Raw genomic sequence first — 13,004 nt, forward strand, 5'->3', positions numbered from 1 at the left:
AAAAAAGACCTTTATATCACTAGGTCCGCATTCAACGAATCATATGTCCTTATTTGCATGAATAAAAGACCCCCATTTATGGGAGGTCTCTAGATGATTCTCGGAATTTTTTTGGGGTCATTCCATATCTCTTCTGAAAAATACGGTAAAAATAGCTCACATTGTCATACCCTACTTGATTCACAACCATGGTAATCGGTAGGTCTGTTTTTGTCATAAGATCGCAGGCCACAGTTAAGCGCTTTTCCTGCAGAAGTTCTTTAAAGGTTTGATTCGTCATTTGTTTTATCGCTCGACTTAACACATAATCGTGTTGATTCAATCGATGTGATATCTCAGTTAATGTTGCCGTACTGTACGATTGATTAATATACGATAATGTTTCCTGCATCCAGCTACTATGAAGAGTTAACGTTTCTGCTCCTTCAATTTGATGTTCATTCTGGGACAACTCTACTATTAATAGGCCAACCTGAAGCTTCACTCGAGCCTCAGACACATCAACTGGATTAAGAATTTCATTTATAATCGTCAGGATTAATTCTTGTAATTTATCATTCGTCGCGGTTTTAAATGTGAGGTATTGCCCTTGGTAGGAGTAGGTATAGAGACTATCCATTAAAAAACGATAGATGGGACCTCTAATATTCAAAAAAGAAAAGATATATTCAAAAAAACTCGGCTGAATAATAAAGTTGATGATAATATCCTCTTTTGAACAAGGGTCAATCTCATGTTCAATGTGTTGATTAAGGAACATAAGCTCGCCTTCATTTAATGTAAGTCTTTTGCCTGCAATAGTTTGCGTAAATGAACCCTGAAGAACATAGCTCATCTCGATATAATCATGCTTATGTCTAGGAAATTGAATAAAACGGGTATGTTTGCGCACCATAATCGTTTCATTGTCAGTCAAAAATTTCTTACTTTCTACCATAGTAAATTGAGGCTGTGACGTGTATCTATTATGTGAAACCTTATGTTCAGAGAGAATATCCTTTTCCTCATCCGTTAAAGGCATGAGCTCCTCTAGAATCTTTTCTTTCACCTTTAATCACCTCAGTTATCTCAAACTATAGCATAGACAAACGGCCATCCTATAGGAGAAACGTATTTGCTTATTTTATTGTGATATACTACTTTTTAGGTTATTTTAATTTGTCCGTTTAAAGAGAGGCACCTTTGATGATTGAACTTCTTATTACTATGTTAGAACGTCTTGGAATTATTGTTATGATTGCTTTTATTCTGACACGTTTTAGTTTTTTTCGCCATTTGATTACATCCAACCAACTGAACCGAAAACAGCAATTGATTGCCGTCCTCTTTTTTGGGGTCTTCGGTATAGTTGGAACGTATTCTGGATTAACGTTCAGCACGTCATCCTCTGAATTTTCGTTATGGGCGACCGACATCAATACTGATGAAGCCATTGCAAATTTTCGTGTGATAGGTGTTGTACTAGCGGGACTTCTTGGAGGATATAAAGTAGGCATTGGTGCCGGATTGATTGCTGGTGTACACCGCTTTTTTCTAGGGGGATACACTGCCTTTCCTTGTGGCATTGCGTCTATCTTAGCTGGTTATTTTGCTGGTCTTTTCCGTAAGGATAATCAACGTCCGCCTCTAACAAAAGCATTAATTATTGGTGCAGCGGCAGAGGCAGTCCAAATGCTACTCATTCTTCTTCTAGCTAGACCCTTTTCTCAGGCTCTAGACTTGATTGAAATGATTGCCTTACCTATGATCATTGCAAACGGCTTAGGCTGTGCATTATTTCTACTGATTATTAAAAATGTTGTCTATCAGGAAGATAAAATTGGGGCTTCTCAAACTCAGCTATCTCTTCGTATCGCAGATCAGACACTTGTTTACTTAAGGAAAGGGTTAAATGCCTCGTCTGCACAGGCTGTCTGTCAGATTCTTCATAGTGAGACACAGACCATTGCGGTTTCCATCACAAACAAAACCAATATTCTTGCTCACGTAGGGATGGCAAGCGATCATCACCAACAGAAAAGCCCAATTCAAACTCAGGTCACACGGGATGTGATACGTGATGGACAGCTTGTCATTGCCAAAAATCAGATGATCCACTGTTCTCATCCAGACTGTCCTTTAGGTGCCGCCGTCATTGCTCCTCTCAAACAACGAGGGGAAACAATTGGTACGCTTAAGTTTTATTTTCACTCTGCCAAAGAGATCAGTCCACTCTCGATTGAATTAATATCTGGACTGAGTGCGCTCTTAAGTAGTCAATTAGAAATTGCAAATGCGGATCACGCCTATAAGTTAGCTCAAGAAGCTGAGATTACAGCATTACAAGCCCAAATCAGTCCACACTTCTTATTTAATTCATTAAATACGATCACTTCATTGATTCGGATTGATCCAGGAAAAGCACGTAAATTACTTGTATCCTTGTCTCACTTTTTACGTCAAAACCTTTCAGCTACGACAGAGAGCTCCATTACATTTGAACAAGAATTACGACATATGAAAGCGTATCTGACAATTGAAGAGACACGCTTCAACGATAAGTTCACTGTTATCTATGATATAGATGAAAACTGTTTAATGGAGAAGTTACCACCGCTCACCCTTCAGCCGATTGTTGAGAATGCCATCAAACACGGCATCTATCCTTTAGATCGAGCCTGTACATTGACTATTCGTATTAATAGATGGCGGGATAAAATCTATGTTACTGTCGAAGATACAGGTAAAGGCATGGATAGAGAAACAGCAGACCTTATTAAACATAGTCATGTTCCATCTGAAACCGGATCAGGACTTGCCATGCACAATATCAATCGAAGGCTTACATTGATGTTTGGCGCAGATGCTGCTTTGCAGATTGAAAGTGAACCCAATCAAGGGACAAGTGTACGGTTTGCTATTCCTATAATGGAGGATCGTTGATATGCCACAGACCATTCGAACGTTAATCGTAGATGATGAACGATACAATCGTGATGAATTACATTTTTTACTAAGTCAACATGAGTGTATTGATATTATCGGGGAAGCAGAAACAGGAGAGGCCTGTATCGTTAAAGCGATCCAGCTTCAACCAGACCTCGTCTTTCTAGATATAGAAATGCCCATAATGAATGGAATGAAGGCGGCTGATTCTTTAAAGGAACTTCGTAAAGTACCTTTCATAGTTTTTGCTACAGCCCATCCTCAATTTGCAGCAGAAGCCTTTCGCTACGAGGCCATTGATTATTTGCTAAAGCCTTATGATGAGGAGCAACTACAGCAAACCATTAGTCGGATTCAACAGCGATTGATTGCTGATTCTCCGCAGGTTCCTGTCCCAACAGGAAAACTTCCTGTTGAAGCGGATGGGGATATTTATTACCTAGACCCAGCGGACATTCTATATATTTACCGTGACGATAAACTATCACGTATCGTTTCTAAAAAAGGACGATTCGAAGTGAAAACACCTTTAAAGGAGTTGGAGGTTCGACTTGTTCCCTTTTCCTTTTTTCGAATCCATAAGAGCTACTTGGTTAATCTCAGATGTGTAACAAGATTGTCGCCATGGTTTAATGGAGCCTTTCAGCTTGAAGTGGAGGGGCAAAAGGAACAACTTTCTGTAAGTCGAAATTACGTAAAAGAACTAAAAAAACGCTTGGAGCTTTAGGCTCCTTGCATCTTATCTACCTCCTTCGACATCATACCCCCTCATTTCTACATCTTACCCTTCTTTTTAACTTTTTGATTGTCCCTCCTATTATACTTGAAAACGGATTCAGTTTATTTTAGGGGGAACATGTATGTTTACATTTTTAGGCGGTATCGTACTACTAATTGTCGGATATTTTACTTACGGAAAAGTCGTAGAGAGAATATTTGTTCCAAATGCAGAGAGAACAACTCCTGCTTATACAAAAGGTGACGGCGTCGATTATTTACCCATGAGTACAAAGAAAAACTCATTGATTCAATTAATAAGTATTGCCGGGATCGGTCCAATTTTCGGTCCAATTATGGGTGCCCTATATGGCCCCGTTGCTTTTCTATGGATTGTGTTCGGCTGTATCTTCGCAGGAGCTGTACATGATTACTTAACTGGTATGATTTCCATTAGACACGGTGGGGCTCACCTTCCAGCACTAGCTGGTAAGTTCTTAGGAAAAGTTATGAAGCATGTAGTTAATGCATTTTCTATCCTATTATTACTACTAGTCGGAACTGTATTTGTGACATCACCTGCTGATCTACTCGTAGATCTTGTGAATGGAACTGTACCAGCCATTGTCTTTATCGTTATTATCTTTATTTATTTTATTCTAGCTACCATTCTACCTATTGATAAAATTATCGGAAATATTTATCCTTACTTTGGTGCTTTACTACTCATTAGTGCACTTGGTATCGGTATTGGCCTCATTGCAAATCAAGCAGCCATTCCGGAGCTTTCTTTAACAAATTTCCATCCTGATAATATACCAATCTTTCCATTATTGTTCCTAACCATTTCTTGTGGTGCATTATCTGGATTTCACGCAACTCAATCGCCTATTATCTCAAGAACAACTCAGAATGAAAATCAAGGACGTAAGATTTTTTACGGAATGATGATTGCAGAAGGTATTATCGCTATGATTTGGGCAGCAGCTGCCATGAGTTTGTTTGATGGACCTGTTAGTCTAAATGAATTAATTAATACAATTGGAACAGCAGGTATTGTTGCAGAGGCATCTACACTAATGCTTGGTTCTGTCTTTGGTACTCTAGCTATTCTTGGGGTTATCATTCTTCCGATTACATCAGGAGACACGGCATTCCGTAGTGCCAGAATGATTATTGCCGATTACTTTAACATTTCACAGAAAAAGATCTCTAGCCGTCTCTGGATTGCGCTTCCTTTGTTTGTGGTATCTGTTTTCTTAACAACCGTTGACTTTACACTACTATGGAGATATTTCTCCTGGGCGAATCAGTCTACAGCCGTCATCGCATTATGGGTCGGAAGTATGTACTTATTTATTGCCAAACGAAATTACTGGATCGCTGTCATTCCAGGAATCTTCATGACGATGGCTTGTGCGACCTATATCCTAAACGCACCAATTGGATTAGGGTTATCCATGAGTACGTCGTATCTGATCGGAGCGATCATTACCATTCTTATCACTGCTTTGTTCTTTAAAGCTGCAAATAAAGCAAGAGGTCAAAATATCCCTCTTGAAGAAGATGTATCAGATTGGAAGAACCCAGCGTAAGCAAAGATTGACCCGACTAAAACGGATGGTTTTAGTCGGGTCTTTTCTATTGTTACACATACTTTTTCACGGTATAGTAGAAAAGATTTATTTTTTAGAGAGATAGAGGAGAGTGAAGAGAATGAAAAAGAGAAAAAGAGTTGGCTTAGGTTCACTCATTGTATCAATTAGTTTGGCAGTAATGGTAGGCTGCGCGAATGATGATATTGATTCTGGTGCATCTGATTCAGAAGGAGCCGCTGGAGGAGATCTTGTAGTAGATATGCAATCAGACGTTGTATCTCTAGATGTACATGGATCAAATGATACAGCTTCTAGTAATGTCACATCTAATATCTTTGAAACGCTTGTGACACAGGATGAGAACCTTGACCTTCAGCCTGGACTTGCTGAGGAGTGGGAGCAAGTGAATGATACCGAGTGGGAATTCACACTAAGAGAAGGCGTAACATTCCATGATGGCACGGAGTTTGATGCAGAGGCTGTGAAAGCAAACCTTGACCGTGTGTTGGATGCAGATGTTAGCTCACCACGAGCGTTTTTATTTGAAATGATTAATGAAGTAGAGATTATCGATCCACATACAATAGTATTGCACACAGACTACCCGTTCGCTCCTCTTGCTGCGAATCTTGCTCACTATGGCGCTGCAATGATGAGCCCTGCTGCGATTGAAGAAGACTATCAAGCCATGGAAGAAGGAGCCGATGCCGGAAGTTACCTAAACGAACACCCTGTTGGCACTGGCTACTTTACATTCGATTCTTGGAACACGGGACAGTCTATTAAACTACTTAAAAACGAAGAGTATTGGGGAGAACCAGCTAAAGTTGACTCTGTTACATTTCAGGTCATTCCTGAAGGCAACACACGAATTGCCAATCTTGAAACAGAAGCCTCCCATATTGCTAACAATATCAGTTCAAGTGATCTAAACAGATTCGAAAATACTGATGGACTAGAAGTAAGTCAAACTGAAGGTGTAGGCATGCTTTACCTTGGATTCAACAAACAGAATGATGTCCTTAATGATCCACTTGTACGTAAAGCTTTTTCATTAGCTATTAATCGCTCTGAAATCGTCGATGGCATCTTTAACGGTGTAGGAACAGAAGCTACATCACCGCTTGCACCAAAGGTATTTGGCCACGATGACTCTATTATCAGCAATGAATATGATGTTGAAGAAGCTAAAAGTCTTTTAGCTGAAGCCGGTTATGAAGATGGACTTGAAATTACATTGAATACAAGTGATCAACGTGAGCGTCAAGATATTTCGCAATATATCCAATCTGCTTTGAGTGAGATCGGAGTAGATGTTTCCATTGAAATCAACGAATGGGGATCGTTCCTTGATCTGACCTCTCAAGGAGAATCAGAACTATTCATCTTAAGCTGGTCAACTGTGAATGGGGATGCAGATATGGGTCTCTATCCACTTTTCCACACCGATAATCAAGGCGCACAAGGGAACCGTACATTTACATCTGAAGAGGACCTTGACGAGTTACTTGAGCAAGCTAGAATAAGTAAAGATGAAGATGAACGACTAGCATTGTATAATGAAATTCAGACAATTGTAGCAGAGGATAGCATCATTCAGCCTTTAATTCATGAAGAATTTCTGGTTGGTCTGAGAAGCAATGTCACAGGTTTCTGGCAAAGCCCTACAGGAGTCTTGGTTTTGCGTGATGTAACCATTAATTAATCCATAGAAAAAACGAAGTGGCATGTTACTGTCCGCTTCGTTTTTTTTTATAACTAGAGTGCAATCAGCTCAAGGCGGAACCTATTCATACATCCACCTAAGCCTTCATTCGCTTTTGTATGAGGTCTGTCGGCGTATACCCTGTGTACTTTTTAAAGGCACTGGAAAAATAAGCAGGATTTCCGTATCCAACATTCTCTGATATCTCATAGATTAGATACGTTCCCTCTTGAATCATCGTTTTGGCTTTCTCCATTCGAACTCGTAGAAGGTAGTCCTTGAATGATTCTCCGACGACCTGCTTAAAAATCTTCCCCAAATAATTTCTTGAAATGTACAGTTTTTCAGCTAGGTCTTGTAACGTAATATTCTGATCCATATGATCCTGGATAAAATCTAGCATTTGTTCAATAAGCTGTCGATGCTTCAGGTTCTCATCCCATCTTTGACTCTTACAGATGTTGATTACATTATTCTTAAGCAACTCTGAGAATTCATCCCATGAATGTAATGATGTTAATTCTTTGTAGATATCATAATCCTCTGAGAAGAGATCCTCTATACGAATACCGATGTCATAGAGGGAATATGTCATAAGCGCCCACAGCTCAATACCAAGACGAATGGCTGTTTGTTTGTGATAGGAGTCTGTTCCAATAGATTCGTATAGAAGCTGAATAGCTGCACATGCTGATTCCTCATCTGCATATCGGATGGCCTCTGATAGCTGTCGATTTACTATGGTCAGTTCTTTTGGAACTTTTACGCCTGAAAGATCTGCTTCCGTTTGTTCCTGCTTCTCAAAAAGAGGCAGTTGATGTAAGGCTTCGTTTGTCGACTGGTAAGCTAATCGCCAATCACGCGTAATCGAACCAATTGTCATGATGGATTCGATACCAAGATGTGCTCCCAAACTCTTTTGCACAAAGTCTTTTAGCTGATTCAATTTGTTCATCTGTTCCGTATGATCTTCTCGGTTAAGATGGATTAGTAAGGCAGCTTGATTAGAATGAAACTCTGCATAATGAAATTCACTAAAAATCCTTGTCGCAGCTTCCTTTATCACGTCACCTAGAACAAAGCGGAAAAGATACCAATCCTTTTTCAAAAGTGGCGATCGGCCCTTTTGCTCAACAGAAGTAATCATGACAACAGCATGATCACATTGTTCCCATTTTTCAATCAGCTTTTTTGCCTTCTCAGGAGGACTTTTTGGTATAGATGATTCCGTAATTACAGATTTAATCCATTCCTTTTCAATTAATGGTTCATACCTCATCACTTTACTTCTTAGTTCAGAGAACCTCAGCTCTTCTGTATTTTTTTCCTCCATTTGACCAATCGTTCTTTTGAGCACTTCTTTAATCGTATCTCTTGATGCTGGTTTAGAAAGATAATCATTAATTTTAAGGCGCATGGCTTTCCTAGCATACTCAAAATCACTATACCCACTTAAAATAATCACATGTCCTTCAAAACCAGACTTCCGTAACTCTTCTACCATCTCTAATCCGTTTTTGATGGGCATATAAATATCTGTAATCACTAGATCAGGGGTCGTACGTTGAATGAGTTCCAACCCTTGCTCCCCATTTTTTGCTTGTCCCACCCATTCACACTCTAATTGATCCCATGGAATAATCATCTTTAAGCCACGTAGTACTCTTTCATCATCATCAATGATAACGACCTTCCACAATTGAACCGCCTCCCTATTCATTCTGGTCTAACAAATGAAAGTACTGAGCATCTACTTTTGGAATCTCTAATCTAACTGCTACACCACCAACTACGTTTTCTGTTACCTCTACACTAGCATCATGGCCAAAATACATATCAAGTCTTTCTCTTACATTTTTAATTCCATAACCACCCGTTTCAACTTTTGGGCGATCTAAATCTTTCTTGGGAAATCCATTTCCATTATCTGAAATCTCAAAGACTAGGGAGTGATTTCGTTCCGTTATAATGATGTCAATTTCACTATCAACCCTGCCTGAAAACCCATGAATCACTGCATTTTCAACAAAGGGTTGTAACGTGAGCTTCGGAATATAATAGTCTTCCATGTTACGATCACTCGTTATGGTGTACGTCAGTTGATTATCTCGATTAATTTTTTGGAGTTCTAAATAATTTGTAAGATACTCCACTTCCTTAGGCACAGGTAGAATACTGTCTCCTTTTGATAACCCAATACGTAACATATTCCCAAGTAACTCCAGCATCTTACTCATATCATCATCACCACGCTCAATGGCGCGCCAATTCAATTGATCCAGCGTATTATATAAAAAGTGCGGATTGATGTTAGCTTGAAGTGCTTTACTTTCAGCTATCCGCTGCCTCCTTGTTTTCTCTAGAACAGACGTGTATAAAGAATCGCTTCTTGCGACCAACTCTCTATATCCATCATAAAGAAGACCAATTTCATTTTTATAGTCTGTTGGCAGTTCTTCCGTTACTGGAGTTTGCGGATATTTTTGCATGACATTTTTTAATTGAATAATTGGTTCAGTGAATTTCTTAGTTAAAAATAGTGTCCCCAACGTAATAAATACGATAGAAACTAACCCAATAGCCGATAACCAAATCGCAATCGATTTACTTCCAGCTGTGATGACTTCCTTTGGTGTCACTTCAATAATCGTCCAATCTGAAGAAGGTACCGCACTAGAGACGACCAAATCTCCATTTGTAATGGTCGCCTGTTCAGACACGCCCCTTTGCTCTTGTAACCGAAGAGCCGATTGTTGTAAAAATGATCTGAAGTCCGATGGAACTTCGTCATTATTATGTTGGGAGAGAAAGGCTGCATCACCATCTAAAACAAATAGACTGGAGTGATTCCCCTTTTCTTGTATCCAGTTCTGAATGAACTCAATCCGGAGATTTAGTACTAACACCGCGGTCAGCTCACCTCTAGGCGAATACACATTTCTACCATAGCTAATCACATGGTCGGTGCCGAACAACAAACTGACTTCCCGCTCACCTAACCAACCTGCTGTTACATCTGAAAGTTTCACAGCCCAATCAGAGGAACGAAACTCTTCAATTGAGTGATATTGAACAGGATGTTGAGAGTTAACAGGTGGATTATCCATATAGACCGATACAGAATGCAGTCCAGGGACACTATATGTGATGTTAGAGAAATCAAGGTCTACTAATGTCCTTTGTTGAGTGGACGCTGACTCTTGCTTTAGTTGGGCTTCCATAGCTTGTGTAATAAGATCCTGAAACGCCTTCTGTCTCGACATACCTATAGACGTTTCATGAAAGCTACCCAGCTCACTGCTAAGCTCACTGCTTAATAGATTTAATTTTTCTTCTTGATGCTTTATAATCGTTTGCGTGCTTTCTCGCGTAGTAAGCTGATAGGTTACGACAATAATTGTTAAAAGAAGAAGCAAAACAAACGCAAAAAAGCTAATAAAAAAAATCTGTCTAATTTTATATCGTTTAAACACGTCCATCATCTCTTCTCCAAACCAAGCAATAATGTTAACGCTTTCAGTCTATCTTATCAAATTACTCTTAAAATGGAAATAAGGGGAAGGCTTTTGCCCTCCCCCTAACTATCTATCATTATGCTGGTTGATAACTAGTTACAAGACCTGCCTTCGCAAAAATCCGTAAGGCAAATTGCATGATAATAGCCGCTGGTAGGCTGACTCCATAAAAGAGAACTAAGCCAGGAAACAGTACGTACATATACACAAGAACCGTTAATATAAGACATAAGATTAACACATAGTGCATATTTGCAACTCCGAGAAGAAGCGCAAAGCGAACCGTATGCACTGAAGACATGCTCATGAAGGCTTTAAGCGGAAAAGCTAACAACAATATGGATACGAATAGAAATAAGACAGTCAAAAGAATCATTCGTGGCAACATACTTGCTTCCATCAATACCATAGCTCGACCACTTACAACTAATAACCCTAGACCAGCCACAATCAACCATCCAAAGAGATTTGCACTCACAAACTCTTTTTTATAGCTTTCTTTAAAGTCTCTAAATATAGAGGCAGAGTTCTCTCCTGTAAGACCTGTGCCCATAAATGATTTGCGCATAACGGTAAAAGCAGCTGCCGAAGCAGGAGCCCAACCAAACAGACCTAGACCAAACAATGTAAAACCAATCCATAACAGATTAATGACAGCAAGCCTCATTAGAATCTCGCAATAATGCATGACTCCTTCTCCAAGTCTGTGGATATTCACAATGGTTCCTCCTTTTCTTCAGCAGCTCATTTTTATTTGATACCCGTCGTTGCAATTCCTTCTACTAGATAACGTTGAAAGAACATGAATAGAATAAGTTGTGGCAATAACGATAAGGACGACATAGCAAGCAACGGCCCCCATGATGTTCCTGCTTCTGCATCCATAAAGTTCCTTAACCCTAAAGAAATCGTATGGATTTCAGAACTGTTTAAATAAATGAGTGGTGATAGAAAGTCATCCCATGACCACATGAAAGCAAAAATGGCTACAGTAACTAGAGCTGGCTTAAGTAGTGGCAGGATTATTCTCCAGAACACACCAAAGGTTGAGCAGCCATCAATAATAGCAGCTTCATCCAGCTCTTTTGGAATGCCTCTAATAAACTGAATTAAGAGGAAGATAAAAAATGGTGTCCCACCTAAAAAGGCTGGTACGATAAGTGGATAAAAGGTATTTACCCAATTAAACTGTTGAAACAGAATGTATTGTGGAATTAACGTAATCTGCATTGGCAGCATTACGGTTGAGATTAAGCAGGCAAACAATACTTTCTTGAATTTGAATCTTAGTCTAGCAAACCCATATGCTACGATACTAGACGAAAGTATAGCACCGACCACAACACTACTTGTGACAAATAGTGAGTTTTTAAAATACACATCAAAGCCAACTCCACCAAAACCAGCCCAGCCCTCAGGGTAATTAAGCCAGTCTACCTCTGTTGGGATTAATGAAACGGCATTACCAAAGATCTCAGTCTCAGGTTTAAGTGAACTGCCAAACATCCATAGGATCGGATACAGCATAAGGAAACTAAACCCAATGACAAACACATAATAGATGGTATTAGATAGCTTAGTTGGTTTATTCATGGTTAGTTCCCCCCATCTGAATCATAATGAACCCAAAGGCTAGATGTTTTGAAGATGATTAATGTGAATGCTCCTATAATTAATAGTAGTACCCACGCCATGGCAGAAGCGTAGCCCATGTTCAAGAATTCAAATGCTACCTCGTAAAGATACACAGCATAGAATAGTGTGGAATCTCTTGGTCCTCCACCAGTGACTAAAAACGCCTGCGTAAATGTCATAAATCCGCCGATCATCTCCATGATTAGATTAAAGAAGATAATAGGTGTTAACATCGGTAACGTCACTTTAAAGAATTGAACGACACGATTCGCTCCATCCACACTTGCTGCTTCATATAAATCCTTTGGTATTTGCCTTAACCCTGCAAGAAAGATAATCATCGGTGCCCCGAACTGCCACACGACTAATAGAACGAGAATCGACATCGCTGCATTTGAATCCCCAAAGAAACTGATTGTGTTTAAGCCGACTGAATCAAGCATCGTATTCACTGCACCATTTCGACCAAACAATTGTCTCCAAACAACAGCAATTGCTACACTTCCTCCAATAATAGAAGGTACGTAATACATGGTTGTTAAGAAACCAGATCCTTTTTTTCCTGCATTAAAGACCATCGCCAAAAACAAGGAAAATGCTAATTTTAAAGGCACTGCAATGATGACAAACGTAAACGTAGCCTTTAAAGATTGGATAAACCTAGGGTCATTTGTGAATAGCTTGACGTAGTTCGTTAGGCCAGTCCATACAGGAGCTGTCAGCATATTGTAATTTGTAAACGATAAATAGAATGAGTACATCATCGGTCCGATTACAAGCCCAAAGAAACCAATTAACCAAGGTGAGATAACAAGGTAGGCGGTTAAACTTTCACGCCAGGTTTTCTTTCGTATTCTTTTCTTCTCTGCAACGGTCAGCGTTTTCTCTGTTGATTTGATTGTCTCCATT

The 13,004-nt window shown here is 39.5% G+C and carries 10 protein-coding genes; 4 read left to right on the forward strand and 6 right to left on the reverse strand.

Annotated elements, in window-relative coordinates; genetic code table 11:
• Nucleotides 1-76: 76 nt before the first annotated feature.
• Nucleotides 77-1,048: an AraC family transcriptional regulator gene (locus tag J2S05_RS10000; protein ID WP_306982364.1), complete on the reverse strand. Its 972-nt coding sequence runs from the start codon at nucleotides 1,046-1,048 to the stop codon at nucleotides 77-79.
• Nucleotides 1,049-1,185: 137 nt separating this feature from the next.
• Between J2S05_RS10000 and J2S05_RS10005 the strand changes: the two genes are divergently transcribed.
• From J2S05_RS10005 to J2S05_RS10020, 4 genes are all read left to right on the forward strand, one after another.
• Nucleotides 1,186-2,922 carry a sensor histidine kinase gene (locus J2S05_RS10005; RefSeq protein WP_306982366.1) on the forward strand — a complete coding sequence of 579 codons (1,737 nt, stop codon included), beginning with the start codon at nucleotides 1,186-1,188 and terminating at the stop codon, nucleotides 2,920-2,922.
• A 1-nt stretch (nucleotide 2,923) separates the two neighbouring features.
• On the forward strand, nucleotides 2,924-3,652 hold the full coding sequence (locus tag J2S05_RS10010; RefSeq protein WP_306982368.1) for a LytR/AlgR family response regulator transcription factor: 729 nt from the start codon (nucleotides 2,924-2,926) through the stop codon (nucleotides 3,650-3,652).
• Between the two features lie 133 nt (nucleotides 3,653-3,785).
• Nucleotides 3,786-5,237, forward strand: coding sequence for a carbon starvation CstA family protein (locus J2S05_RS10015; RefSeq protein ID WP_306982371.1), 1,452 nt, complete (start codon nucleotides 3,786-3,788; stop codon nucleotides 5,235-5,237).
• A gap of 121 nt (nucleotides 5,238-5,358) precedes the next feature.
• The gene (locus tag J2S05_RS10020) at nucleotides 5,359-6,945 is read left to right on the forward strand and encodes a glutathione ABC transporter substrate-binding protein (protein ID WP_306982372.1); all 1,587 of its coding nucleotides are present in this window, start codon (nucleotides 5,359-5,361) and stop codon (nucleotides 6,943-6,945) included.
• A gap of 97 nt (nucleotides 6,946-7,042) precedes the next feature.
• Here the strand turns inward: J2S05_RS10020 and J2S05_RS10025 are convergent, their stop codons facing one another.
• The 5 genes from J2S05_RS10025 to J2S05_RS10045 all read right to left on the reverse strand — a co-directional run bounded on the left by J2S05_RS10025 (nucleotide 7,043) and on the right by J2S05_RS10045 (nucleotide 13,003).
• Nucleotides 7,043-8,644 carry a response regulator transcription factor gene (locus tag J2S05_RS10025; RefSeq protein WP_306982374.1) on the reverse strand — a complete coding sequence of 534 codons (1,602 nt, stop codon included), beginning with the start codon at nucleotides 8,642-8,644 and terminating at the stop codon, nucleotides 7,043-7,045.
• 13 nt (nucleotides 8,645-8,657) lie between these two features.
• Nucleotides 8,658-10,424, reverse strand: coding sequence for a sensor histidine kinase (locus tag J2S05_RS10030; RefSeq protein WP_306982375.1), 1,767 nt, complete (start codon nucleotides 10,422-10,424; stop codon nucleotides 8,658-8,660).
• Between the two features lie 112 nt (nucleotides 10,425-10,536).
• The gene (locus tag J2S05_RS10035) at nucleotides 10,537-11,178 is read right to left on the reverse strand and encodes a YesL family protein (protein WP_306982377.1); all 642 of its coding nucleotides are present in this window, start codon (nucleotides 11,176-11,178) and stop codon (nucleotides 10,537-10,539) included.
• A gap of 32 nt (nucleotides 11,179-11,210) precedes the next feature.
• Nucleotides 11,211-12,053: a carbohydrate ABC transporter permease gene (locus J2S05_RS10040; protein ID WP_306982379.1), complete on the reverse strand. Its 843-nt coding sequence runs from the start codon at nucleotides 12,051-12,053 to the stop codon at nucleotides 11,211-11,213.
• Between the two features lie 2 nt (nucleotides 12,054-12,055).
• Nucleotides 12,056-13,003: a carbohydrate ABC transporter permease gene (locus J2S05_RS10045; protein WP_306982381.1), complete on the reverse strand. Its 948-nt coding sequence runs from the start codon at nucleotides 13,001-13,003 to the stop codon at nucleotides 12,056-12,058.
• Nucleotide 13,004 lies beyond the last annotated feature (1 nt).

The organism is Alkalicoccobacillus murimartini, assembly GCF_030813245.1.
Lineage (GTDB): Bacteria > Bacillota > Bacilli > Bacillales > Bacillaceae_D > Alkalicoccobacillus > Alkalicoccobacillus murimartini.

What these genes read in the sequence shown, in the direction of transcription:
- J2S05_RS10005 (WP_306982366.1), top strand. Translation starts at nt 1,186, where the DNA reads ATGATTGAACTTCTTATTACTATGTTAGAACGTCTTGGAATTATTGTT.
- J2S05_RS10010 (WP_306982368.1), top strand. Translation starts at nt 2,924, where the DNA reads ATGCCACAGACCATTCGAACGTTAATCGTAGATGATGAACGATACAAT.
- J2S05_RS10015 (WP_306982371.1), top strand. Translation starts at nt 3,786, where the DNA reads ATGTTTACATTTTTAGGCGGTATCGTACTACTAATTGTCGGATATTTT.
- J2S05_RS10020 (WP_306982372.1), top strand. Translation starts at nt 5,359, where the DNA reads ATGAAAAAGAGAAAAAGAGTTGGCTTAGGTTCACTCATTGTATCAATT.
- J2S05_RS10030 (WP_306982375.1), bottom strand. Translation starts at nt 10,424, where the DNA reads ATGGACGTGTTTAAACGATATAAAATTAGACAGATTTTTTTTATTAGC.
- J2S05_RS10040 (WP_306982379.1), bottom strand. Translation starts at nt 12,053, where the DNA reads ATGAATAAACCAACTAAGCTATCTAATACCATCTATTATGTGTTTGTC.
- J2S05_RS10045 (WP_306982381.1), bottom strand. Translation starts at nt 13,003, where the DNA reads ATGGAGACAATCAAATCAACAGAGAAAACGCTGACCGTTGCAGAGAAG.